Source organism: Lysobacter cavernae (genome assembly GCF_042648505.1).
GTDB lineage: Bacteria > Pseudomonadota > Gammaproteobacteria > Xanthomonadales > Xanthomonadaceae > Lysobacter_L > Lysobacter_L cavernae.
Map to the genome: position 1 here is coordinate 590,555 of NZ_JBHRXK010000001.1, position 23,984 is coordinate 614,538.

The following is a 23,984-nucleotide window of genomic DNA, read 5'->3' on the forward strand; positions in this document are numbered from 1 at the left end:
GATACCCGTCATGTGACGATGGAGTCGCCGATGAAACATCCGCTCTCGCTGCTCGCCCTCGCCTGCACGCTCGCCGCCTGCACGCAAACCGGCGCACCCGAACCCGTTGCCGACCAGGCCCGGCCCGCGCCGACTGCCGACGAAGGCGATGGCCAGGACGTCGATGCCGCGCCAAATGGCACTCGGCTGACGATCTACAGCGGCGATTACGAAGCCCTCGCCACCACCGCGCCCCCGCATGCCGGCATGCCCGGCCATGCGTTGGTCGAGCGCAGCCTGCGTTACGCGCTAAAGGCCGGCAGCAATGCGATCTCCGCAGACAGCGTGCCGCCGTCGATGGACGTCGAAGCCGCGACCCTGCGTGCGCAGACGGCGGGCGTGGTGATCGAAGGCCAGCGCTACGTTGCCGCGCTGTCGGGCACCCGCGACGTGCTGGCGCAGGCGATCGGCCGCAAGGCCACGGTCGAGCACACCGCCGGCGGCGCCAAGCAGACCGACACCGGCACCCTGCTCTCGGCCAACGACGGCCTCACGCTGGCGCTGGACGACAGCCGCGTCAAGGTGATCCGCAACTACGACAGCTTCAGCCTCGCCGACAGCGACGAACTGCTGCCCAAACATGCGTCGCTGCAGTGGAACGTGCGCGCCGATCGGCGTGGCGATGCCGACTTCCTGCTGGCCTACCCGATGGGTGGCATGGCCTGGCGCGCCGAGTACCTGGCCACGCTGACCAAGGGCGACGGCTGCCAGCTGGCGCTCGATGGCGCCGCGCTGGTGGCGAATCGTTCCGGCGTGACGTTCGAGCAAGCCAAGGTGAGCCTGGTCGCCGGTGAGCCGAACCGTGACCGCATCCAGGTCACCGGCAGCCGCATGATGATGGCCGCCGACGCCGCAGCCGCACCGGCCCCACCGCCACCGGACCTGCCGAGCGAACGCAGCGCCGGCGAATACCACGCCTACGACCTGCCCAAGCCGGTGCGCCTCGCCCACGGCAGCACCGAGCGCGTGCCGCTGTTCGCGCCGCGCACGGCGATCGCCTGCGAGCGCGCCTACGTGGTCGACGCCGGCGGACCCGATTGGCAACCGCCGCGACCGCTGCTTGAACCCGACTACCGTGGCCAGACCGGCCCGTTGCCGGTGACGGCCACCGTGTCGGTGCAGAACACCCGGGACGCCGGCCTCGGCCAGCCGTTGCCGGCAGGCCGCGTGCGCGTGTTCGACGGCGGCGACTTCCTCGGCGAGTCGCGACTGCCGCACACCGCCACCGCTGGCGAAATCCGCCTGCAAGTCGGCAAGCCCTTCGACCTGACTGCCAAGCGCGAGAGCACCGGCTTCCGCCTCGATCGCGCCGGCCGCACCATCACCGAGTCGTTCGCGGTGACCTTGAAGAACGCCAAGAAGGTCAACGCCACCGTCCGCGTGATCGAACCGTTGCCGCGCTGGAGCGACTGGGACATCGTCACCAGCAGCGTGCCCGGCAAGAAGAAGGATGCCCGCCACGCCGAATTCGAGGTGCCGGTGCCGGCCAACGGCGAAACCACCCTCACCTACACCGTGCGCTACCGCTGGACCCAGGACGTGAACCCATGAGCCCGACCGAAATGAGCTTGGTGGAAACCCATACCTTCGACACCATCGCCGAACTCAAACTCGCGCGTGCGCCGGTCAATGCGCTCGACCCGGCCCTGTGCACCGAACTGCGTGGCGCGCTGCATGCCGCAGTCGCGCAAGGCGCGCAGGGCATCGTGCTCAGTGGCGGGCCGAAGGTGTTCTCCGCCGGCCTCGACGTGCCGCACCTGCTTTCGCTCGGCAGCGACCGCCACGCGCTGCTGGCAGCGTGGGAGGCGTTCTTCGACACGGCGATGGCGTTGGCGCAGTGCCCGGTGCCAGTGGTCGCGGCGATCGCCGGCCATGCCCCGGCCGGTGGCTGCGTGCTCACGCTGTGCTGCGATTACCGGGTGATGGCACGCAGCGAGGACGCCGCGCGCCCGTACCGCATCGGTCTCAACGAAACCCAGGTCGGCCTGGTCGCGCCGGAAGGCATCCAGCGTTTGATGCGACGCGTGGTCGGCCATTACCGTGCCGAGCGCCTGCTGGTAGCCGGCGAGATGGTCGCCGCCGAACAGGCCCTGCAGATCGGCCTGGTCGACGAGCTGGTCGAGGCCGATCAGGTCGCGTCGCGCGCCCGCGCGTGGCTGGCGCAATTGCTGGCGCTGCCGCGGCAGGCCATGTTGCAGACCCGCGCGATCGCGCGCGCGGATCTGGCGGTGGCATTGCAGCCGGAGCACATCCAGCTCGATCGTTTCATCGAGGCCTGGTATGCACCGGCCGCGCAGACTGCTTTACAGGCACTGGTGGCGCGACTGGGCAAGTAACGCCCGCTACAGCAACCACAGCTCGACACGTTCGTTGCGATAACGGCCCTCGCCACTGGAAGGCTGCATCAGCGGCAGCAGTGCGCCCATGCCGCGCGCGTGCTGCACCTCGATGCCCAGCGCCATCAGTTCGTGCGCGACGAGGTCGGCGCGGTCGTTGCTCATCATCATCGCCGCCGCCGGCGAGCCGACGCCGACATCGGCGAAGCCGATCACCAGCAGTCGCCGCCCGCGGTTGATCGGCAGGCGCATGAACGCCGCGAGGCGTTCGATATCGCGCACGGCACGGCTGTCATAGACGCTGCTGGCAATGCCGCTGTCGTTGTTGCCGTTGAAGTTGAAGCGCAGGCTCAGCGGCAGCCGCGTGGCATCGCGCACCAGCTCGCGGTACTCGCCGGGACCGATCAGACTTGGCGGCCGGTAGCCCGGGCACAACGTCACCGCGAGGTGGCCGGCGCGGGTGACCGCCTCCTGCCCTGGCCGACTCATCGCATAGAGCGCGAAGCTGCGGCTCAATGCCCCCATCATCTGGCTGCCGTACAGGTACAAACGCCGCGCCAGCGGGTAATCCTCGCTCTGCACACCCAGCCGCGTCGGCGCGATCGCTGCGCCGCCTTCGGCGATCGCCGCGGGCCGCACGCCTGCGCCCCATCCCTGGCGCAGGCTGACGAAACCGATCGCTGCGGGATCGGCTGCCACGGCCCTTAGCAGGGCGGTCGCATCGGCATGCACCTGCGCCTGCGCGTAGCGCGCGCCCTGCATCACCCGCTCGTCGATCAGGTCGCGCGCGGAGTTGGCGCCGGCCGCAAGATGCAGGCGCACCCTGCCGGGAGGGCCCGCGACGTCACGCCAGTCGCGCGCCGCGCCGGAAAAAAGCCGGCGCAGCTGCGCCAGGCTCAGCTGCGCGACCGGGTTGTCGCGGTTGACCACGACCGCGACGCCGTCCAGCGCCAGCACGAACTCCTGGTCGTGCGACGACAGGTCGCCGAGTTGCCAGCCTTCATCGAGTTCGGCGGCAGTGGGCCGCCGCGTCATCATCGCGATCTGGGCGTCGCCGGCGACCAGGTCGGCAAACCCCTGCGCGGAACTGCTGCCGTCGATCTCGACGATCAGCGGCAGGCCGTCGCGGCTGGCGTGGACCTCGGTCAACGCCGGCTGCCGATGCACCCGCCGGATGTCCTCGTAACCGATGTCGCGCAGCCAGGCCTCGGCAACCGCCGGCACCAGGTGGGCGCCCAGTGTGTGTGAGCCGTGGATGCGTACCCGCTCGACATCGCCCTGCGCATGCACCGGCGGGCCGACAGAAAACAGCAATAGAACGACAAACAGATGCTGCAACCACACTGCGGCGCGTGACATCGCGCACTCCCCCTGTGCGAAACCGCGCAAGGATCGAGGGCAACGATGACGAAGAGATTACGGTGTGATGCGAATCACGCGTCGCGCAGCGCGACCGGTCGCGCCGGGTCGGCGATCCAGCCACTCCACGAACCGGTGAACAGGCGCGCGCCGCGCAGGCCCGCGTGCTCCATCGCCAGCAGCGTGTGGCAGGCGGTGACACCGGAGCCGCACATCACCACGACCTCGTCCGGGGAGTGGCCGGCCAGTGCCGCGCGGAACTCGACCGCGAGCTCGTCAGCCGGCTTGAAGCGACCGTCGCGCATGCTCAGCGCATACGGACGGTTGCGCGCCCCAGGCACGTGACCGGCGACACGATCGAGCGGTTCGACCTCGCCACGGAAGCGCTCGGCGGCGCGCACATCGATCAGCACGCCGCCTTGCTCCAGGTGCGTCTGCACGGCCGGCGCGTCGAGCAACCTCTGCGGATCGAACGCGCCGGCGTACGGCACCGGCTGCGGCGTCGGCACGGCATCGTCGACCGGCAGGCCCAACGCGCACCAACGCGCCCAGCCGCCGTCAAGCACGGCGGCGCGCTCGTGCCCAAGCGCGCGTAGCAGAAACCACAATCGCGCAGCCGCCAGGGCACCATCGCCGGCATCGTAGGCAACGACCTGGTGCCCGGGACCGATGCCCCAACGCGACAGTGCCGCGGTGAAGTCCGAGGCCTCCGGCCACGGGTGGCGGCCGGCGCCAGGCTTGTGCATGTCGGACAGGTCACGCTCCAGATGCGCATAACGCGCGCCCGGGATGTGCGCCTCGCGGTAGGCCGCTTCGCTTGCGTCGCGATCGCTGAGCAGGACGCGCGTGTCGACCACGACCAGATCGTCGCGACCGAGCGCAGCGGCCAACTCCTCCGCCGATACCAACGTGGTCCAGGATGTCATCGGATCGCCTCCAGTCGTTGCCGCAGGTTGAGCAGCATAGACGCGGTCGCACCCCAGATGCGTTGCGCCGGGTAGCGGTATTCCAGCACCTGCCGCGGTCGGCCCCGGTAGTCGAGCTGGTGCGTGGCGAGGTTGGCTGGATCAAGCAGAAAGGCCAGCGGCACCTCGAACACGTCGGCGACTTCGCCCGGATCGGGACGGGCGACATAGTCCTGCGCCAGCAGCGCCACCACCGGTTGCACACGAAACCCGGTGATGGTGATCAGCGGATCGAGAAAGCCCAACGGCGTGATCTGGACCGGTACCAGGCCGATCTCCTCCCCAGCCTCGCGGATCGCCGCGGCCACCGCATCGGCATCGTCGGCCTCGATGCGGCCGCCGGGAAAACTGACCTGGCCGCCGTGATGGCGCAGCCCGTCGGTGCGGCGGGTCAGCAACACCTGCGTGCCCGCAGCGCGCGGCACCAGGCCGACCAGCACCGCCGCCGGCGCAGAGGCAGCCTCGCTGGGGATCAGGTCCTTGAGTTCGACAAGATTCCAGCCCGGCCCGTCCGGCGGTGCCGCCAGCGGGTGCAGCGCGGCGACCAGGTTCGGCGCATCGGGCAGGAGCGGGATCATGGGGTTACGGCCGGCGCGACTCGCGTTCGGGCAGCACGGTTTCCATCAGCCGCAGGCGTTCGTCGTCGTTCATCTGCGACCAGCGCGCGATCTCGGCCGAGGTGCGGTGACAGCCCTGGCACAGGCCGTCATCGTCCAGGCTGCACACGCCGATGCAGGGACTGAGCACGGCGCGGAAAAGGGTATTCATCTGCGGGGTAACCGTAAATCGGGATGGCCGGAGGATTCAACCGGCGCGCCGGCGGCGATCCCACAAAAAAGTTGAGCCGGCATGGCCGGCCCAACTGGATGTCAGAGACTGAAGTCACTGGATCTGCGATCCGCGGCTAACGGAGTGCCTCAAGTCACTGGATCTGCGATCTCCGGCCATCGCGCCAGCGCGATGGCGTTCAGTCGCGCGCGAACCGGTGGTTCGCAACCAGCGCGCCTTCACCCCCCGCCTACGCGGGGATGACGATTTGGCAAAGCCGCGCCCGCGATGCGGGCGCGGGCCAAATCGTCACTTGACGCTGATCAGCTTGACTTCGAACTGCACCGCCACGTTCGGCGGGAACGGCGTGCGTGGGTCAGCACCGTAGGCCTTGTCGGCCGGCAGGGTGATTTCCCACTTCGAACCGGCCGGCATCTGCAACAGCGCTTCGCGCATCGCCGGCATCTCGATCTCGCTGACCTTGATGGCCGGGATGGCCTGCGCCGGACGTGCCTGCTGCGGACGCTCGCCCCAGGCGTACGGGCCAGCGACTTCCAGTGCCACGGTGTTGGCCTGGGTCGGCTTGGCGCCGCTGCCCTTCTCGATCTCGCGGTACTGCACGCCGCTCGGCAACGACTTCACGCCGGCCTTGGCCTTGTTCGCGGCGATGAAACCGTCGCTCTTGGTCTTGTTGGTGGCGGCAGCCTTGTCCCACTCGGCCTTGGCCTTGGTCTGCTGGCGCTGCTGCATGTTCTGCACGGCAGTGCGCAGCTGGTCGACCGGCACCGACGGCTGCTTCTTGCCGTAGCCGTCCTGCAGGCCCTTGATGATGGTGTTCACATCGACCTGCTCGCCGCTCTCGACGGCGTTGCGGCCGAGGTCGTAGCCGAGCGCATAGCTCAGCTTGCCCTTCTCGGACGAAGTGTCCTGCGCGACGGCGTTGCCGGCGGTCAGAGCCAAAGCCGCGACGGCGGCAGCAATCAAACGCAACTTCATGCGGTGGAATCTCCAGTTGTGGCTCGGGGCGGACCTGCCGCCCCGACTCTCATGACGATGCGGACGCGTCGCCTTGTTTCAATACCACCCGGTCGAATCGGCCGGGATGGACGGGTTAGGATAGCGGCGCCTGCGCTTAACCGCCACTGACGCCAATCGCCTCAGACCCCGCGTCCCGCTTGGAGTTCCGCGGCCTGGCGGCGCCGAAATCTCACCCAAATCTCACCCTACTCCCGCCATGTCCGATTTGCCCCCTTCCCACGCACCGGTCACCTCGACCGACCGCGGCGCCGTGCGCCTGATCACCGTCAACCGCCCCGACAAGCTGAACGCCCTCGACGCGCAGACCCTGGAGGGCCTGCTTGCGGCCTTCGAGGCCGCCGCCACCGACCCGGCCGTGCGCTGCGTGGTGCTGACCGGCGCTGGGCCCAAGGCCTTCGTGGCCGGCGCCGACATCGCACAGATGAATGGACTGACGCCGGTTCAGGGGCGTGATTTCTCGTTGCGCGGGCAGAAGCTGATGCGCCGGATCGAGAAGATGCCCAAGCCGGTGATCGCGATGATCAACGGCTTCGCCCTCGGCGGCGGGCTCGAGCTGGCCATGGGCTGCCATCTGCGCATCGCCAGCGACACCGCCAAGCTCGGCCAGCCCGAGATCAACCTCGGCCTGATCCCCGGCTTCGGCGGCACCCAGCGCCTGCTGCGCCTGGCCGGCCGTGCCGCGACCTTGGAGCTGTGCCTGGTCGGCACGCCCATTGATGCGGCCCGTGCCCGCGAGCTGGGCATCGTCAACCGCGTGGTCGCCGCTGCCGAACTGGAAGCCGAGACGCTGAAGCTGGCCGAGCAACTCGCCCAGTCGGCGCCGCTGGCGCTGCGCGGCGTGCTGGACTGCGTCAACGTCGGCGGCGAATGCGGCATCGAGGAGGGGCTGGAGTACGAGACCGCGCAGTTCGGCCTGATGTTCGCCACCGACGACATGCGCGAAGGCACCGCCGCTTTCCTCGAACGACGCAAGCCCACCTTCGCCGGCAAGTGAACACCGCCGCACCCGACCCGGCCTGCGCGTGCGGCTGCCGTCGGCCGGAGGGCGCGACCGTCCACGCCATCGTCGCGGCGCTGGGTATGGATGACCTCGATTGCGCGCTGGAGCTCGGCCTGCTCGACGTGACTGATTGCCCCGGTTGCACCCCGCCGTGCCGGACCCGGCTCGCCGATGCACGGCAAGCGCGTCTGCGCGCACTGGCCGCACGCGAGCGTTACCGGGCACGTCAAGCACGCTTGCAACGTCGTGCGCTCGAGAAATCCGTCCAGCGCGAAACCACCGCCGCACCGGCCACGGCAACCGGGCCTGCCGTCGCCGCGCCGCTGCCGTCGGCGGCTGCTTTGGCTCTGGCTCGCGCCAAGGCCAAGGCCGCCGAGCGCCGCAAACCATGAGCGTGGCCGCAAAGAAGCGTACCGGCGTCCAGCGCGCACGCCGCACCAGCCGACTCACCGCGGCGCAGATCGAGGCGTTGTTCGCCCGACTCAAGGCGCTCAACCCCAAGCCGACCACCGAACTCGAATTCACCACGCCCTACGAGCTGCTGGTCGCGGTGACCCTGTCGGCGCAGGCCACCGATGTCGGCGTCAACAAGGCCACGCGCAAGCTGTTCCCGGTCGCCAATACGCCACAGGCGATTGCCGCGCTCGGTGTCGAGGGCCTCAAGCCTTACATCGCGACCATCGGCCTGTACAACACCAAGGCCGCCAACGTCGTGGCGATGGCGCGGCAGCTGCTGGACCAGCACGACGGCCAGGTGCCGCGCGATCGCGCCGCGCTCGAGGCCCTGCCCGGGGTCGGCCGCAAGACCGCCAACGTGGTGCTCAACACCGCCTTCGGCGAAGCCACCATGGCGGTCGACACCCACATCTTCCGGGTCGCCAACCGCACTGGCCTGGCGCCGGGCAAGACCGTGCGCGCGGTCGAGGACGGCCTGCTCAAGGCGGTGCCAGCGGCCTACCTGCACGACGCCCACCACTGGCTGATCCTGCACGGCCGCTACGTGTGCAAGGCACGCAAGCCGGATTGCCCGCACTGCGCGATCCGCGACCTGTGCCGCTACCCGGACAAGACCCCGGGCGAGCCGGCGCCATTGGCCGACTGACTGCCGCGTACGAGCGTCATCACGACGTCACCGCAGCGAAATAAGTCAGCGTTGTCACATTTACGCAACTTTCACACCCTAGCCTGCGCAGCGTCCTCTCCACGCCCCAGGGCACACCCATGAAACTGTCCCGCAGCACCCTTTCCGTCGCGCTGCTCGCCGCGTTGGTCGCGCCGGCGGCGCATGCCGAAGTCGCCATCGATGTCATCGGTGGCTCGGAGGTTTCCTTCGAAGGCCTGGTCCAGGCCGACGCCAACTGGTTCAACAGCGATGTCGCCAACCTCAACGGCGATGCCATCGACGGCCAGGACAGCGACAACGAGCTGCGCCGCGCCGAGATCGTGCTCAAGGGCAAGGGCCCGGACAACATCGAGTGGGTGCTGGGCTACGACGCCAAGGCTGACAAGTACCTAGACGCCAACATCAAGTACAAGATGGGCGGCGACAGCAACCACTTCGTGCAGGTCGGCCAGTTCAAGCAGCCGAACAGCCTGGAAGAGCTGTCCTCGACCAAGAACAACGACTTCATCTCCAAGGCGATGGTCACCAACACCTTCGCCGTGGCCCGTCGCCTCGGCGGCGCCTACAGCTACGGCACCAATGACTGGTCGCTGACGGCGAGCTACTTCAGCCGCGAGCTGACCCGCAACCTCGCCCACGGCAACGGCTTCGGCGTGCGCGGCACCTGGGCGCCGATCAACGAATCGGGCAACGTGCTGCACCTGGGCCTGTCCTACGTCGACATGGACACCGACGCCGACACGCTGCGTCTGCGCACGCGTCCGCAGGCCGACCTGGCCAGCGTGCGCCTGGTCGACAGTGGCAACCTGACCAACGCCGACCGCCAGATGACCATCGGTGCCGAAGCCTTCTACGCGACCGGCCCGTTCAAGGTGCAGGGCGAGTACATGCAGTCGACGGTCGAGCGCTACAACAACGGCAACCCGCTGCAGTCGCAGGACATGGACGGCAACAGCTGGTACGTGAGCGGCCTGTGGAACATCACCGGCGAGACCTGGGGCTACAAGTCCGGCGTGCCGACCACCGGCCTGCCGAGCGAACCGGCTTCGGGCATGTGGCAGGTCGGCCTGCGTTACGACAGCATCGATCTGGACGACGGCTCGCTGCTGTCGCCGACCACCCCGACCGGCGCCCCGCGCGTCGACGGCGTGCTCGGTGGCGAGATGGATGCCTGGACCGCCGGCGTCAACTGGTACTGGCGCTCCAACTTCAAGTTCATGCTGAACTACGTGAAGGTCACCAGCACCAAGTACAGCAGCAGCGCCCGCAATTTCGTCGACGACGATCCGAGCATCGTCGAGGCCCGCGTGCAGTTCTACTGGTAATTCTTGCTTCACGCTCTCCCTCCCCCCCCTCAGGGCGCGGCCAGACAGCCGCGCCCTTTTTTTCGCCCGGCGCACCTCGCCACGTGACACCCCATGCCGCGGTCACATGACGGTCATGCATGCGTCTTGGGGCTGTCATCGAGCCGTTATGAAATGCGCCGGAGGCGGGCCATGCCCGTCGTCTCACTCCAGGAGCCCACCGTGTTCAAGTCCATCCAGTTCCGTTTCGCCACGCTCGCGCTGGCGACCGCTTTCGTTGCAGGCACTCCGTTCGGAGCAGCGCAGGCTGCCGACGTCACCGGTGCCGGCGCGTCGTTCGTGTACCCCGTGATGTCGAAGTGGTCGGCCGACTACGCCAAGGCCGCCGACAAGAAGGTCAACTACCAGTCGATCGGTTCCGGTGGCGGCATCGCCCAGATCAAGGCCGCGACCGTTGACTTCGGCTCCTCCGATGCCCCGCTCAAGCCCGACGAGCTGGCCAAGCACGGCCTGGCGCAGTTCCCGTCGGTGATCGGCGGCGTGGTGCCGGTGGTCAACGTGCCGGGCGTGGCCTCCGGCGCGATGAAGCTCGACGGCGAGACCCTGGCCAACATCTTCCTCGGCAAGATCACCAGGTGGAACGATCCGGCCATCGTTGCCCTCAACGGTGGCCTGCAGCTGCCCGATCGCAAGATCACCGTCGTGCACCGCTCCGACGGCTCGGGCACCACCTTCAACTTCGTCAACTACCTGTCCAAGGTCAACGGCGAGTGGAAGAGCTCGGTCGGCGAAGGCACCGCGGTGAAGTGGCCGGTCGGCATCGGCGGCAAGGGCAACGAAGGCGTCGCCGCCTACGTCAAGCAGATCGTCGGTGGCATCGGCTACGTCGAGCTGTCCTACGCGCTGCAGAACAAGATGGCCTACTCGCGCCTGAAAAACGCCGCCGGCAACTTCGTGCTGCCCAGCGACGAGACCTTCTCGGCTGCCGCCGCCAGCGCCGAATGGGGCAACGCCAAGGACTTCTACCTGGTCATGACCAATGCCCCCGGTGCCAACTCCTGGCCGATCACCGCCACCAACTTCATCCTCATGTACAAGCAGCCCAGGAACGCCGCCGGCGCCAAGAACGCCAAGGAGTTCTTCCGCTGGGTCTACGCCAACGGCGACGCCCAGGCCAAGGCACTGGACTACGTGCCGCTGCCGGACGCGCTGGTACAGCAGATCGACCAGTACTGGTCGGCCAACATGAATTACTGAGTCCTCTGACTCGTGCAGCACCTAATGAGCGGGCCTTCGGGCCCGCTTTCTTTTGGTTCTCTTCTCCATCGAAAAAGCCGTTGCCCTAACCCCTGGTCAGGGGCGGTCGCGCCGAAGGCGCGAAGGGCGGGCATGGCACCGCCCCCGGCTTCCGGATGCCCGAAAGCTACAAGGTGATGACAGCTTTATGTCATCGCCCTGTAACAAAAAGATCATCAAATGGCGCAGCCCGGCCTGACGCCGGCTTTCCCCTTCACGGAGTTGCGCATGAACCCGTCGCCGGCCCGCCTCGCCGCCCTCGCCCTCGCCATTGCCCTGACCGTTTCGGCCTGCAAGCCGGCCGGCGAAGCCCAGGCACCCGCCACCGACGGTAGCGCCTCCACTACCACTTCCGCAGCCGGCGACCAGGTCGCCGCGCAGATCACAGGCGCCGGTGCGACCTTCATCTACCCGTTGATCTCCAAGTGGTCGGATGACTACCACAAGGCCACCGGCGCCAAGGTCAACTACCAGTCGATCGGCTCCGGCGGCGGCATCGCGCAGATCAAGGCCGGCACCGTGGACTTCGGCTCCACCGACAAGCCGCTGCCTTCCGATGAACTGGCCGCGGCCAGCCTTGGCCAGTTTCCCTCGGCGATCGGCGGCGTGGTGCCGGTCGTCAACCTCGAAGGCATCGCCGCCGGCAAGCTGCGCCTAACCGGCGCGCTGCTGGCCGATATCTTCCAGGGCAAGATCTCCGTCTGGAACGATCCAGCTATCGCCGCGGCCAATCCCGGCGTCGCCCTGCCGTCGGCCAAGATCAACATCGTCCACCGCTCCGACGGTTCGGGCACCACCTTCAACTTCACCAACTACCTGTCCAAGGTCAGCGCCGACTGGAAGGGCAAGATCGGCGAAGGTACCTCGGTGAAGTGGCCGGGCGGCGTCGGCGGCAAGGGCAACGAGGGCGTGGCCTCGTACGTGAAGCAGATCAAAGGTTCGATCGGCTACGTCGAACTGGCCTACGCGCTGCAGAACAAGATGGCCTACGCCACCTTGCAGAATGCCGCCGGCAACTGGGTGCAGCCCAGCGCCGCAGCCTTCCAGGCCGCTGCCGCAACCGCCGACTGGAAAAGCGCGAAGGACTTCAACCTGGTCATCACCAACGCCTCCGGTGCCAATGCCTGGCCGATCACCGCGACCAATTTCATCCTGATGTACAAGCAGCCCAAGGACGCCAAGCGCGCCGCCGACACGCGTGCGTTCTTCAAGTGGGCGTTCGAGAACGGCCAGAGCCAGGCGCAGGCACTGGACTACGTGCCGCTGCCGCCGGAACTGGTGCAGCAGGTCGAGGCGTACTGGGCGGCGGAGTTCAAGTGACGCACGCTGGTTGCGAACCTTTGGTTCTCACGCGACTGAACGCCATAGCGCTGGCGCGATGGCCGGAGATCGCAGATCCAGCGACTTTGATCTTGATCCAAAGCGCCACAGCCAAAGTCCATGGATTCCCGCCTGCGCGGGAATGACGAGCAACCACCTCGGAATCCAATGAACACCACTGCCCTCTCCACCGTTGCCGCCGCGCCCACTTCACGCGACACGAAAGACGCGCGCAACGACAAGCTGTTCCGCTACATCCTGACCGGCACCGTGGTGTTCGTGCTGGTCGCGTTGGCCAGCGCAGCACTGTCGATGCTGTGGGGCGGCCGCAGCGTGCTGGCCACGACCGGGCTGGATTTCTTCTTCAGCACCGAGTGGAACCCGGTCGAGGACAAATACGGCGCGCTGGTGCCGATCTACGGCACCGTCGTCACCGCGATCATTGCCATGGTCATCGCGGTGCCAGTCAGTTTCGGCATCGCTTTCTTCCTGACCGAAGTGGTGCCGCGCTGGCTGCGTGGGCCGATCGGTACCGCGATCGAACTGCTCGCCGGCATTCCGTCGATCATCTACGGCATGTGGGGCCTGTTCGTGCTGGTGCCGGTGATGACGCAGTACGTCACGCCCTGGCTCAACGATCACATCGGCACCCTGCCGGTGATCGGAAAGCTGTTCCAGGGGCCGCCGCTCGGCATCGGCATGCTCACCGCCGGCATCGTGCTGGCGATCATGGTGATCCCGTTCATCTCCTCGGTGATGCGCGAGGTGTTCCTGACCGTACCGACCCGGCTCAAGGAATCGGCCTACGCGCTGGGCTCGACCAAGTGGGAAGTGAGCTGGGACATCGTCCTGCCGTACACGCGCTCGGCTGTGATCGGCGGCATCTTCCTCGGCCTCGGTCGCGCGCTCGGCGAGACGATGGCCGTGGCCTTCGTCATCGGCAACAGCGTCAACTTCTCGGCTTCGCTGCTGGAGCCGGGTACCACCATCGCCGCGCTGATCGCCAACGACTTCGGCGAAGCCACCGAGACCTACCGTTCAGCGCTGCTACTGCTGGGCTTCGTGCTGTTCATCGTCACCTTTGTCGTGCTCGCCATCGCCCGCCTGATGCTGGCGCAGCTGTCGCGCAAGGAGGGCAACTGATGGCCGCCTCCACGCAAGCAATGAAGGCTGCCGACGCCCTGTACCGGCGCCGGCGCATCGTCAACGCCGTATCGATCGTTCTCGCCTGCGGCGCCGCACTGTTCGGCTTGTTTTTCCTTGGCTGGATCCTGTGGACCCTGATCGCCAAGGGCCTGGGCGGCATCAATTTGGCGCTGTTCACCCAGAACACGCCGCCGCCGATGCAGGAAGGCGGCCTGATGAACGCGTTCTTCGGCAGCGCGGTGATGTGCGTGATCGCGATCGCGATCGGCACGCCACTCGGGATAGCAGCAGGCACCTGGCTGGCCGAGTACGGCGGCGTACGCAGGATCGGCACGGTCGTGCGCTTCGTCAACGACATCCTGCTGTCGGCGCCGTCGATCGTGCTCGGCCTGTTCGTCTACACCCTGGTGGTGATGCAGACCGGTGGCAACTTCTCGGCGCTGGCCGGCGCGATCTCGCTGGCCTTCATCGTGCTGCCGGTGGTGGTTCGTACCACCGACGAGATGCTGCGGCTGGTGCCGGCGCAGATGCGCGAAGCGGCATTGTCGCTGGGCGTACCGCAATGGAAGGTGATCATGCAGGTGCTGTACCGCAGCGCCTCGGCCGGCATCGTCACCGGCGTGCTGCTCGCGCTGGCCCGCATCTCGGGCGAGACCGCACCGCTGCTGTTCACCGCGTTCGGCAACCAGTACTGGAGCACCAATGTGCTGCAACCGATGGCGAGCGTGCCGGTGGTGATGAACCAGTTCGCCGGCAGCCCCTACGAGTCCTGGCAGGTGCTGGCCTGGGCCGGCGCGCTGGTGCTGACCGTCTTCGTCCTGATCGTCAGCCTGCTGGCACGCGCGATCGTGCTGCGCAACAGGATCTCCCATGACTAATTTCGCCCAGAATTCACTCCCGAGTGCTCCGGCCATGAATGACGCCCGCATCGCAGTCGCCCCCACGCAGCGTGCAGCGGCCGCAGCGGCGCCGATCAAGCTCGCCGCACGTGGCCTTGATTTCTATTACGACAAGTTCCACGCGTTGAAGAGCATCGACCTGGAAATCCCCGAGAAGCGCGTGACCGCGCTGATCGGGCCGTCGGGCTGTGGCAAGTCGACCCTGTTGCGCATCTTCAACCGCATCTATGCGCTGTACCCGAAGCTGGAAGCCAGGGGCGAGGCGCTGCTGGACGGCGAGAACATCCTCGATGCCAAGTACCCGATGAACCGTCTGCGCAGCAAGGTCGGCATGGTGTTCCAGAAGCCGGTGCCGTTCCCGATGACGATCTTCGAGAACGTCGCTTACGGCATCCGCCACCACGAAAAGCTCTCCAAGAGCGAGATGAACGACCGCGTCGAGCATGCCCTGCGCCAGGGCGCGCTGTGGGACGAGGTCAAGGACAAGCTCGGCCAGAGCGCGCTTGGCCTGTCCGGCGGCCAGCAGCAGCGCCTGTGCATCGCCCGCGCGGTGGCGCTGCGCCCGGACGTGCTGCTGCTGGACGAGCCGACCTCGGCACTGGACCCGATCTCGACCAGTCGCATCGAGCAGCTGATCGAGGAGCTGAAGAAGGACTACACGATCGCGATCGTCACCCACAACATGCAGCAGGCCGCGCGCGTGTCGGATTTCACCGCCTTCATGTACCTGGGCGACCTGGTCGAACACGGCACCACCGAGACGATCTTCTCCAACCCGACCAAGCAGCAGACCGAGGACTACATCACCGGCAGGTTTGGGTGAGGCAGGCCGCTTGCGCGGCACTGCGGCGACATCAAGAACGCGAGACCACACATGAGTACCCCAATGCACGACCACATCGTGAAAAGCTACGACGACGAGCAGCAGCGCCTGCTCAATGAAACCCTGCGCATGGGCGAGATGGCCGCGTCGCAGTTGGAAGCCGCCCTCGACGTCGTGCAGCGTCGCGACGACAAGGCCGCCGAGCGCATCATCGCCAACGATGAGGCAATCGATGCGCTGGAGCAGGAGGTCAGCCACGACGTGATGAAGCTGGCATTGCGCGGGCCGATGGCGCGTGACCTGCGTGAAATTCTATCGGCCATCCGCATCGCCTCCGACATCGAGCGCATCGGCGACTACGCCGCCAACGTCGCCAAGCGCTCCACGGCACTCAACCTGTCGCCACCGTTGCCGCATGTCAGCGGCCTGCACGCGATCGGCACCCTGGCGGTTAAACAGCTGCGCGACGTGCTCGTCGCCTACCGCGACAACGACATCGAACTGGCCCGACGCGTGCGAGCCCGCGACACCGAGATCGACGTCGCCTACACCGCCCTGTTCCGCGAGCTGCTGACCTACATGATGGAGGACGCGCGCAGCATCACCGCCTGCACGCACCTGCTGTTCATGGCCAAGAACATCGAGCGCATCGGCGACCACGCCACCAACATCGCCGAGAACGTCTGGTTCCTGGTCAAGGGTGACGAATTGCTGCCGCCGCGCGAGAAACGCGACGACAGCAGCACCACCGGCGCGCTCTGACCGGCGTGCTGTGACCGACGCGCTCCGACGTGCCCGCTCCGGTCGTATGAACGGGCCGGATAAATGAACAAGATCTAAACCAACGGCGCGGATGCAACATCCGCGCCGAATCTTTGCCTGCCGCCCCCAACTCTTGGCTTATGCGCACGCCATCGGCGTGCACCAAGCTCGACCCAGAGAGGGACAATCGCAGCATGAACCTGCTGATGGCCAATGGCGAGCTGGAGGCGGCCCGGATGGGCGGCCACGACATCGCGGCCGTGCTGGAATCCCTGTCCGCGCACTATCACCAGGTCATGCTGCTGCGCGATCGTGAGGGCCTGAGCATCGCCGGGATGGCCGACCACCCCGCGCTAACACGCGAAGCGGTCAAATCGCGGCGGCATCGCGCCCGCGTACTGGCACGCGAATGCCCGGACCGATGAACCGTTTTACCCGACCGACGCCCCTTTTCACCGACGGAACCCATCACACTGGGCCGTTACCCAACGGCGGGACTCCCCCGCCGCCATCGCAAAGCAGGAGAGCCTGTATGTCCAAGCAAACCAACAAGCCCGTCGCCCTCGCCATCGGCGCCCTCGTCGGCGGCCTGGCCCTGTCCAGCTCCGCATTCGCCATGAGCGACCTCGCCTCCGGCTACATGCTCGGCGCCGGTCAGGCGACCAAGGCCGCCGAAGGCAAGTGCGGTGAAGGCAAGTGTGGCGTCGACAAGATGGACACCGACAAGGACGGCAAGGTTTCACAAGCCGAGTTCGGCGCCGCCCACAAGGGCGACACCAGCAAGTTCACCGGGCACGACACCAACAAGGACGGTTTCATCAGCGCCGACGAGATGAAGGCGCACAAGGAAGGCAAGTGTGGTGAGGGCAAGTGCGGCGGCGACAAGAAGGACGGTGACAAGAAGGCCGGCATGGAAGGCAAGTGCGGCGAAGGCAAGTGCGGCGGCATGGCCTGAGTGAACCGTGGACGGTCTGCGCCCACTCCCGTGTGACGCCGTCGGCCTCGGCCTGCGGCGGGCCCTGCTGGGCCCGCTGCAGGCGGCCGCATCCACGGACTTCGATTTCCTCGAATGTGCGCCCGAGAACTGGATCGGCGTCGGTGGCCTGTTCGGCGACGCACTCGAGGCGCTGAGCGCGCGTCATCCCCTGGTCTGCCACGGCCTGTCGCTGTCGTTGGGCAGCGTCGCGCCACTCGACGAAACCTTCCTTCGGCGCGTGCGCCGCTTCCTCGACCGGCACCGCGTTGCGTTGTACAGCGAACACCTGAGCTACTGCAGCGACGACGGCCATCTCTACGACCTGTTGCCGATTCCGTTCACCGAGGAAGCCGTGCACCACGTCGCCGCCCGCATCCGCCAGACCCAGGACATCGTCGGCCGCCGCATCGCGGTCGAAAACGTCTCCTACTACGCCACCGTCCCCGTCGACCCCGGTCAAGGGGCCCTGCGCGAGATCGACTTTCTCAACGCCGTGCTCAGCGAGGCCGACTGCGACCTGCTGCTCGACGTCAACAACGTCTTCGTCAACGCGATCAACCACCGTTACGACGCCAGCGCCTTCCTGGCTGCGCTGCCGAGCGAACGTATCGCCTATATCCATGTCGCCGGCCACTACGATGAGGCCGACGACCTCAAGATCGACACCCACGGCGCACCGGTGAAGGACGCGGTGTGGTCGCTGCTGGGCGAGGCCTATCGCCGCCACGGCCCGCGCCCGACGCTGCTCGAACGCGACTTCAACTTCCCGCCGTACGCCGAACTCGTCGGCGAACTGCGCACCATCCGCAGGATCCTCAGCGAGGCCACGCCGCAAGGCACGCGGCGCGCGCATGGTTGAGGCCCCCGAACGCCTGCGTGCGCAGCAGTTCGCGCTGACCCGCCACCTGCGCGACCCGCAGGCCAGTCCAGCGCCGGCCGGGATCGAGGATCGCCGCCTGGCGATCTACCGCGACCTGCTCTTCAACAACATCGAGGGCCTGCTCTCGGGCAACTTCCCGGTCATCTGCAAGCTGCTCGGCGAAACGCGCTGGAAGGCCCTGGTGCGGGACTTCTACCGCGACCACCGCTGCCACACGCCGTTGTTCCCCGAGATCGCGCGCGAGTTCCTGCGCTACCTGGAGGACCGCGGTGATGCCGGGCCGCCCTTCCTGCTCGAACTCGCGCATTACGAATGGGTGGAGTTGGCGCTGCAGATTTTCGATGTCGATGCCGTCGAAGCCGACCCGACCGGCGACCTGCTCGACGACGCCCCGGTACTGTCGCCATTGGCCTGGCCGCTCGCTTACGCGTGGCCGGTGCATCGTATCGAGCCCGGCTTCCAGCCCAAGCAACCGCCGGCCAGCCCGACGTTGCTGCTGCTGCGCCGCGAAACCGACGGCCAGGTGCGCTTCTCCGAACTCAGCCCACTTGCCTTCCGCCTCGTCCAGCGCCTGCACGAATCGCCCGGATCGAGCGGCCGCCAACACCTGCACGCGCTGGCAGCGGAAGCCGGCAGCAACGACAACGCCGCCTTTGTCGAACAAGGCCACACCCTGCTCGAACAGATGCGCGGCAGCGGTGTCGTGCTCGGCACACGACCCGCGCAGCCATTTGCCTGACCCTCCCACGTGAGCGGACAAGCGCCGTGCGGCACGGTCCACCGCCCTTGCTGGCCGATTTGACGGCGACGCGACGCCCACTGACGAAGGAGACGGCATCGGCGTCTGCTAGGCTTTCGCCATGACCGATGCAGGCTCCTCCCCAGATTCCACCGTAACTCCACCCCGCCTCGCCAACCGGTTCCGCGGTTTCCTGCCGGTGGTGGTCGACGTCGAGACCGGCGGTTTCGACTGGAACCGCCACGCCTTGCTCGAAATCGCGGTCGCTCCGATCGAGCTCGACGAGAACGGCCTGCTCGTGGTCGGCGAGGTCAGCAGCAGCCACGTCGTGCCTGCCGCGGGTACCGAAATCGATCCGAAGTCGCTCGAAGTGACCGGCATCGACATCGATCACCCGTTCCGCAACGCCTTGCCCGAACGTGCCGCGCTCGAAGCCGTGTTCGCCCCGGTGCGCGAGGCGCTGAAGAAACACGGCTGCCAGCGCGCGATCCTGGTCGGGCACAACGCCCATTTCGACCTCAATTTCCTCAACGCCGCGGTCGCGCGCAGCGGGCACAAGCGCAACCCGTTCCATCCTTTCAGCGTGTTCGATACGGTCACCCTGGCCGGCGTCGCCTACGGCCAGACCGTGCTGGCACGCGCGGTGCAGGCCGCCGGCTTCGACTGGAACGGCGAGGAGGCGCATTCGGCCGTGTACGACACCGAACGCACCGCGCAGTTGTTCTGCAAGATCGTCAACGCCTGGCCGTCGCCGCTGCCGTCGGCCGCAGCGCCTTCGCCATGACCGAACCGGCGACGCCGATGCAGGCCATGCTCGCCGGCCAGTTGTACCGCGCCGACGATCCCGAAATACAGGCCGCGCAGACCGCCACCCGCGCCTGGTTGGCGCGTTACAACGCCGCGCTCGCCCTGGCACCGGCTGCACGCCATGCCCTGCTCGCCGAGCGGTTGGGGAGAGTCGGCCACGGCAGCGAGATCCGGCCACCGTTCCACTGCGACTACGGCTTCAACCTCCACCTCGGCCGCGGCGTGTTTCTCAACTTCAACTGCGTGATCCTGGACGTCGTCGCCGTCGAGATCGGCGACGGAACCCAGATCGGTCCGGCGGTGCAGATCTACACCGCCGACCATCCGCGCGATCCGGCACTGCGCCGCGAGGGCTGGGAATCGGGCAAGCCGGTGCGGATCGGACGCAATGTTTGGATCGGCGGAGGCGCGATCATCCTGCCCGGCGTCACCATCGGCGACGATGCCCTGGTCGGTGCCGGCAGCGTGGTCACCCGTGACGTACCGGCGGGCGCCACCGTGATCGGCAACCCGGCCCGCCAGCCGGACCGCACCGGGCGCGATTGATCCCTGACGGCCTGAGCGCCGTCAGGGAGTGCCGTCATCACGGCGTCGCCAGCTTCAATCCGATCAAGCCGGCGATGATGAGTCCCACGCTGATCATCCGCATCGCGTTGAGCGGTTCGTGGAACAGCACGATGCCGAGGATCACGGTGCCGACCGCGCCGACACCGACCCAGATCGCATAAGCGGTGCCCACGGGTAGCGACTTCATCGCCAGGCCAAGCAGGCCGAGACTGATCACCATCGCTGCGACCGTGCCGACGGTAGGCCACAGCCTGGTGAAGCCCTCGGTGTACTTGAGGCCGATCGCCCAGCCCACTTCAAACAGGCCGGCGAGTACGAGAATGATCCAGGGCATGACAGGTCTCCAATCGTGGGTGGGGCCGTCCCCTGACGATGATGGAGCGGCGGGGTCGTCCCCGCTTCCTGCAGCGACGGCGATTATTTCACAGCGGTCCCGCGCTGGCGTACAGCCTCGAACAAGGTCACGCCGGTGGCTACCGATACGTTCAGGCTCTCGACGCCACCGCTGTCGCCACCGGGCATCGGGATTTTCACCAACTGGTCGCAGTTCTCACGCGTGAGCCGGCGCAGGCCGTCGCCCTCGCCACCGAGCACCAGGCCGACGTTGCCGCGCAGATCGAGCGAATACAGCGATGCCTCGGCCTCGCCGGCCAGGCCGTACAGCCAGACGCCGAGCTTCTGCAGGTCGCGCAGCGTGCGCGCGAGGTTGGTCACCGGAATCACCGGCACGCTGTCGGCAGCGCCGGCCGAGGTCTTGCGCACGGTCGCATTGACCTGCACCGACTTGTCCTTGGGGATGATCACCGCGGTTGCACCGGCAGCGGCGGCGCTACGCAGGCAGGCACCGAGGTTGTGCGGGTCCTGCACGCCGTCGAGGATCAGCACAAGCGCGCGGCCTTCGGCGGCCTCGACCAGGGCTTCCAGTTCGTTCTCGCTCCAGGTCTTGGCCGCGGCATAGCGCGCGACCACGCCCTGGTGGCGCAGGCCGCCGACGACGCCATCCAGCGCCTGCGTGGCCACCTTGCGCACGTCGATGTCCATGCGGCGCGCATTGGATTCGATCTCGGCCAGACGCGGGTTCTTGGCACCGGCCTCGATCAGCACCTCGCGCACGTGTTCGGCGTCGTGCTCGAGCGCCGCGGTCACGGCGTTGATGCCGGCGATCCATTGTTTCTGACTCATCTGGTATCCGTAGGGCGGGTTTTAACCCGCCATTCTAGTTGCGAGGCGATATCTACCCGCCGGTCGATGCCAAGGCGGGTCAGGGACCCGCCCTACTCAGTATTTCTGTTTCTGACGCTTGGCCGGCTGCCCGCGCGGCGGTGGCGGCTTGACACCACGCTCCTCCACCAGGCGGAAATCGATCTTGCGGTCCTCGACGCTGGCCTTCATCACGATGATGCTGACGCGGTCGCCGAGCCGGAACTCGCGTCCGGTGCGTTCGCCGGCCAGCGTCTTACGGATCGGATCGAAATGGTAATAGTCGTGCGGCAGCTGCGTCACGTGCACCAGGCCATTGACCTTGGACTCGTCCAGCTCGATGAACAAGCCGAAGCTGGTCACACCGCTGATGGTGCCCTCGAACTCGCCACCGACGTGCTGCTCCATCCACGCGGCACGGTAACGCTCGTCGACCTCGCGCGCAGCCTCGTCGGCGCGGCGCGAGCGATCGGAACTCTGCAGCGACAGTGCAGTCATTTCGCGCGGCGAGTATGGGTAGTCATCGGCCTTGGCGCCGCTGAGCACGTGCTTGATCGCACGATGCACCAGCAGGTCGGGATAGCGCCGGATCGGCGAGGTGAAGTGCGCGTACGCCTCCAGCGCCAGGCCGAAATGGCCGAGGTTGTCGGGCTGGTACACCGCCAGGCTCTGGCTGCGCAGCAGCACCGACTCGATCAGCGCCGCGTCGGCGCGCTCGCGCACCTTCTTCAACAGCTCGGTGAAATCGCGTGGATGCACCTGCGCCCAGGCCGGCATGCGCAGCTTGAATTCCTTGAGGAACTCCTGCAGGTCGGCGTATTTGGACTCTGGCGGCCGGTCGTGGACGCGGTACGGCGCGGGCACCTGGGTGGCCAGCAGGAACTTCGCCGCCTCCACGTTCGCCGCGATCATGCATTCCTCGATCAGCTTGTGGGCGTCGTTGCGTTGCAGCATGCCGGCCTGCACCACCTCGCCCTGCGCGCCGAGCACGAACCGCACCTCGCTGGACTCGAACTCGATCGCGCCGCGACGCTCGCGCGCCTTCGACAGGATCGCGAACAGCTGGTGCAGGCGCTGGATGTGCGGCAGCAGCGAGCCGATCTGGGCGACCGCCTCGTCGTGCAACTCCTGCAGCACCGCGTCGCCTTCAGCAGGAATGGGCATCACCGCGTTCCAGACCTGGGTGTAGGTCAGGCGCGCGTGCGAATTCATCACCGCTTCGTAGAACTTCGAATGGGTGACCTCGCCCTTGCGGTCGATCTGCATGTCGCAGACAAAGCACAGGCGGTCGACCTTGGGCTTGAGCGAGCAGATGCCGTTCGACAGCGTCTCGGGCAGCATCGGCACGACGAAGCCGGGGAAGTACACCGAGGTCGCGCGGTTGGCCGCTTCCACGTCCAGCGGCGTGCCGGGCTTGACGTAGGCCGAGACATCGGCGATCGCCACCACCAGGCGGAAACCGTCGCGGTTGGACTCGCAGTACACCGCGTCGTCGAAATCCTTGGCGTCCTCGCCGTCGATGGTGACCAGCGGCAAGGCGCGCAGGTCGACGCGCGCGGCGGCGGTGGCGGCATCGACGGTGATCGGCACCGCCGCGGCCTCGGCCAGCACTTCCGGCGGGAACTCGTGCGGGATCTCGTGGCCGTGGATCGCCGCCTGCACCGCCAGCGACGCGGTCAGCTTGTCGCCCAGTACGGTCAGCACCCGGCCGATCGGTGGACGCTGCGCATCGGGCGCCTGCACCAACTCGGTCACGACCAGTTGGCCGTGCTCGGCCTCGCCGCGCGACTCCGGCGGGATCAGCACGTTGCGCTGGATGCGGCGGTCGTCGGGCACGACATAGCTGATGCCCGACTCGAGGGTGAAACGGCCGATCAGGCGGTTGAGCCGGCGCTCCAGCACCTCGACGATCGCGCCTTCGCGGCGGCCGCGCCGGTCCATGCCGGTGACGCTGACCAGCACGCGGTCGCCGTGCATGGCCTTGCGCATCTCGAACGGCGGCAGGAACAGGTCGTCGCCGCCAGACTCCGGACGCAGGAAGCCGAACCCGTCCGGGTTGGCGATCACCACGCCGGGGATCAGGTCCATGCGCTCGGCCGGCGCGTATTCGCCCTTGCGGTTCTGCAGCAGCTGGCCGTCGCGGACCATGGCCCGCAGCCGGGCGGTCAGCGCGTCGAAACGATCCGGCGCGGTCAGTGCGAGCTTCTCGGCCAGGGCCTCGATCGGCAGCGGACCGTCGGCCGCCGCCAGCAGCTGCACGATCATTTCGCGGCTGGCGATGGGCTGCTCGTAGCGCCGCGCCTCGCGGTCGGCGTAGGGATCGTGGCCCGACGGATGCGCACCGGCGGCGGGCATCGGCTGCAGCGGGCGCTTGGGCTTGAAGCCGCGCGGCGGCGGCTCCGGCAGCCAGCCCGGGCGCTTGGCGGCGGGTTTCTTGCCGCCCCCCTTGCCGGGCGCCGTCTTGCCAGGTGTGCCGCCGGACTTGCCTGCCGTGGACTTTTTGCCGGATTTACCGCTGCTCGGGGGCTTTCTGCTCATCGCAGCATGGTCGCACATCGACATGAATACGGCGTCGGCGCGGCAACAGCCGAAGCCGTCCCGATGGAAGCGTCAGAAACAAAAAACCCCGCCGAGGCG

At 67.4% G+C, this 23,984-nt stretch carries 24 protein-coding genes and 1 pseudogene; 18 read left to right on the forward strand and 7 right to left on the reverse strand.

Going from position 1 to position 23,984, the window contains the following annotated elements; all coding sequences use genetic code 11:
• Positions 1-30: 30 nt before the first annotated feature.
• Together ACFOLC_RS02595 and ACFOLC_RS02600 are read left to right on the forward strand one after the other, a co-directional pair.
• Positions 31-1,590, forward strand: a complete 1,560-nt coding sequence (locus tag ACFOLC_RS02595) for a DUF4139 domain-containing protein (protein WP_386757229.1) — start codon at positions 31-33, stop codon at positions 1,588-1,590.
• 11 nt (positions 1,591-1,601) lie between these two features.
• Positions 1,602-2,375 (forward strand): enoyl-CoA hydratase/isomerase family protein, encoded by a 774-nt coding sequence (locus tag ACFOLC_RS02600; protein ID WP_386757949.1) that lies wholly within the window; start codon positions 1,602-1,604, stop codon positions 2,373-2,375.
• 6 nt (positions 2,376-2,381) lie between these two features.
• Here ACFOLC_RS02600 and ACFOLC_RS02605 read toward each other — a convergent pair whose 3' ends face one another.
• From ACFOLC_RS02605 to ACFOLC_RS02620, 4 genes and pseudogenes are all read right to left on the reverse strand, one after another.
• The gene (locus ACFOLC_RS02605; RefSeq protein WP_386757231.1) at positions 2,382-3,734 is read right to left on the reverse strand and encodes a substrate-binding domain-containing protein; all 1,353 of its coding nucleotides are present in this window, start codon (positions 3,732-3,734) and stop codon (positions 2,382-2,384) included.
• Positions 3,735-3,808: 74 nt separating this feature from the next.
• A complete protein-coding gene (locus ACFOLC_RS02610; protein ID WP_386757233.1) occupies positions 3,809-4,660 on the reverse strand; it encodes a sulfurtransferase in 852 nt (283 codons plus the stop codon).
• Positions 4,657-5,467: pseudogene (locus ACFOLC_RS02615) on the reverse strand (NUDIX hydrolase). Before ACFOLC_RS02615 ends, ACFOLC_RS02610 begins: the two are co-directional and overlap by 4 nt.
• Before the next feature lie 309 nt (positions 5,468-5,776).
• Positions 5,777-6,463 carry an FKBP-type peptidyl-prolyl cis-trans isomerase N-terminal domain-containing protein gene (locus ACFOLC_RS02620; protein ID WP_386757235.1) on the reverse strand — a complete coding sequence of 229 codons (687 nt, stop codon included), beginning with the start codon at positions 6,461-6,463 and terminating at the stop codon, positions 5,777-5,779.
• A gap of 238 nt (positions 6,464-6,701) precedes the next feature.
• On the opposite strand from ACFOLC_RS02620, the gene ACFOLC_RS02625 reads away from it, so the two are divergent.
• The 16 genes from ACFOLC_RS02625 to ACFOLC_RS02700 all read left to right on the forward strand — a co-directional run bounded on the left by ACFOLC_RS02625 (position 6,702) and on the right by ACFOLC_RS02700 (position 20,126).
• Positions 6,702-7,499 (forward strand): enoyl-CoA hydratase/isomerase family protein, encoded by a 798-nt coding sequence (locus tag ACFOLC_RS02625; RefSeq protein WP_386757237.1) that lies wholly within the window; start codon positions 6,702-6,704, stop codon positions 7,497-7,499.
• On the forward strand, positions 7,496-7,897 hold the full coding sequence (locus ACFOLC_RS02630) for a hypothetical protein (RefSeq protein WP_386757239.1): 402 nt from the start codon (positions 7,496-7,498) through the stop codon (positions 7,895-7,897). The genes ACFOLC_RS02625 and ACFOLC_RS02630 overlap by 4 nt, the downstream gene beginning before the upstream one ends.
• On the forward strand, positions 7,894-8,607 hold the full coding sequence (nth, locus tag ACFOLC_RS02635; protein ID WP_386757240.1) for an endonuclease III: 714 nt from the start codon (positions 7,894-7,896) through the stop codon (positions 8,605-8,607). Before ACFOLC_RS02630 ends, nth begins: the two co-directional genes overlap by 4 nt.
• Before the next feature lie 119 nt (positions 8,608-8,726).
• A complete protein-coding gene (locus ACFOLC_RS02640; protein WP_386757242.1) occupies positions 8,727-9,953 on the forward strand; it encodes an OprO/OprP family phosphate-selective porin in 1,227 nt (408 codons plus the stop codon).
• Positions 9,954-10,124: 171 nt separating this feature from the next.
• Positions 10,125-11,189: a phosphate ABC transporter substrate-binding protein PstS gene (gene pstS, locus ACFOLC_RS02645; protein WP_386757244.1), complete on the forward strand. Its 1,065-nt coding sequence runs from the start codon at positions 10,125-10,127 to the stop codon at positions 11,187-11,189.
• A 267-nt stretch (positions 11,190-11,456) separates the two neighbouring features.
• Positions 11,457-12,548 carry a phosphate ABC transporter substrate-binding protein PstS gene (gene pstS / locus ACFOLC_RS02650; protein ID WP_386757246.1) on the forward strand — a complete coding sequence of 364 codons (1,092 nt, stop codon included), beginning with the start codon at positions 11,457-11,459 and terminating at the stop codon, positions 12,546-12,548.
• A gap of 168 nt (positions 12,549-12,716) precedes the next feature.
• Complete coding sequence (gene pstC, locus ACFOLC_RS02655; protein ID WP_386757248.1) at positions 12,717-13,691, forward strand: phosphate ABC transporter permease subunit PstC; 975 nt, start codon at positions 12,717-12,719, stop codon at positions 13,689-13,691.
• 20 nt (positions 13,692-13,711) lie between these two features.
• Complete coding sequence (gene pstA / locus ACFOLC_RS02660; protein WP_386757951.1) at positions 13,712-14,572, forward strand: phosphate ABC transporter permease PstA; 861 nt, start codon at positions 13,712-13,714, stop codon at positions 14,570-14,572.
• Positions 14,573-14,606: 34 nt separating this feature from the next.
• A complete protein-coding gene (gene pstB, locus ACFOLC_RS02665; protein ID WP_386757250.1) occupies positions 14,607-15,416 on the forward strand; it encodes a phosphate ABC transporter ATP-binding protein PstB in 810 nt (269 codons plus the stop codon).
• 51 nt (positions 15,417-15,467) lie between these two features.
• Entirely contained in the window at positions 15,468-16,178 is a 711-nt protein-coding gene (gene phoU, locus ACFOLC_RS02670) for a phosphate signaling complex protein PhoU (protein ID WP_386757251.1), read from the forward strand.
• A gap of 194 nt (positions 16,179-16,372) precedes the next feature.
• Positions 16,373-16,603, forward strand: a complete 231-nt coding sequence (locus tag ACFOLC_RS02675; protein ID WP_386757253.1) for a sigma factor-like helix-turn-helix DNA-binding protein — start codon at positions 16,373-16,375, stop codon at positions 16,601-16,603.
• A gap of 107 nt (positions 16,604-16,710) precedes the next feature.
• Entirely contained in the window at positions 16,711-17,133 is a 423-nt protein-coding gene (locus ACFOLC_RS02680; RefSeq protein ID WP_386757255.1) for an HvfA family oxazolone/thioamide-modified RiPP metallophore, read from the forward strand.
• Between the two features lie 7 nt (positions 17,134-17,140).
• On the forward strand, positions 17,141-18,013 hold the full coding sequence (locus ACFOLC_RS02685) for an HvfB family MNIO-type RiPP peptide maturase (RefSeq protein WP_386757257.1): 873 nt from the start codon (positions 17,141-17,143) through the stop codon (positions 18,011-18,013).
• Positions 18,006-18,773: an HvfC family RiPP maturation protein gene (locus ACFOLC_RS02690; protein WP_386757259.1), complete on the forward strand. Its 768-nt coding sequence runs from the start codon at positions 18,006-18,008 to the stop codon at positions 18,771-18,773. Before ACFOLC_RS02685 ends, ACFOLC_RS02690 begins: the two co-directional genes overlap by 8 nt.
• Positions 18,774-18,894: 121 nt before the next feature.
• Positions 18,895-19,557, forward strand: coding sequence for a ribonuclease T (gene rnt, locus ACFOLC_RS02695; RefSeq protein ID WP_386757261.1), 663 nt, complete (start codon positions 18,895-18,897; stop codon positions 19,555-19,557).
• On the forward strand, positions 19,554-20,126 hold the full coding sequence (locus tag ACFOLC_RS02700; RefSeq protein ID WP_386757262.1) for a sugar O-acetyltransferase: 573 nt from the start codon (positions 19,554-19,556) through the stop codon (positions 20,124-20,126). Before rnt ends, ACFOLC_RS02700 begins: the two co-directional genes overlap by 4 nt.
• Positions 20,127-20,163: 37 nt before the next feature.
• Here ACFOLC_RS02700 and sugE read toward each other — a convergent pair whose 3' ends face one another.
• The 3 genes from sugE to rnr form a co-directional block, all read right to left on the reverse strand.
• A complete protein-coding gene (sugE, locus tag ACFOLC_RS02705; protein ID WP_386757263.1) occupies positions 20,164-20,481 on the reverse strand; it encodes a quaternary ammonium compound efflux SMR transporter SugE in 318 nt (105 codons plus the stop codon).
• 83 nt (positions 20,482-20,564) lie between these two features.
• Complete coding sequence (gene rlmB / locus ACFOLC_RS02710) at positions 20,565-21,329, reverse strand: 23S rRNA (guanosine(2251)-2'-O)-methyltransferase RlmB (protein WP_386757265.1); 765 nt, start codon at positions 21,327-21,329, stop codon at positions 20,565-20,567.
• A 96-nt stretch (positions 21,330-21,425) separates the two neighbouring features.
• Positions 21,426-23,885: a ribonuclease R gene (gene rnr / locus ACFOLC_RS02715; protein ID WP_386757267.1), complete on the reverse strand. Its 2,460-nt coding sequence runs from the start codon at positions 23,883-23,885 to the stop codon at positions 21,426-21,428.
• Positions 23,886-23,984: the final 99 nt, after the last annotated feature.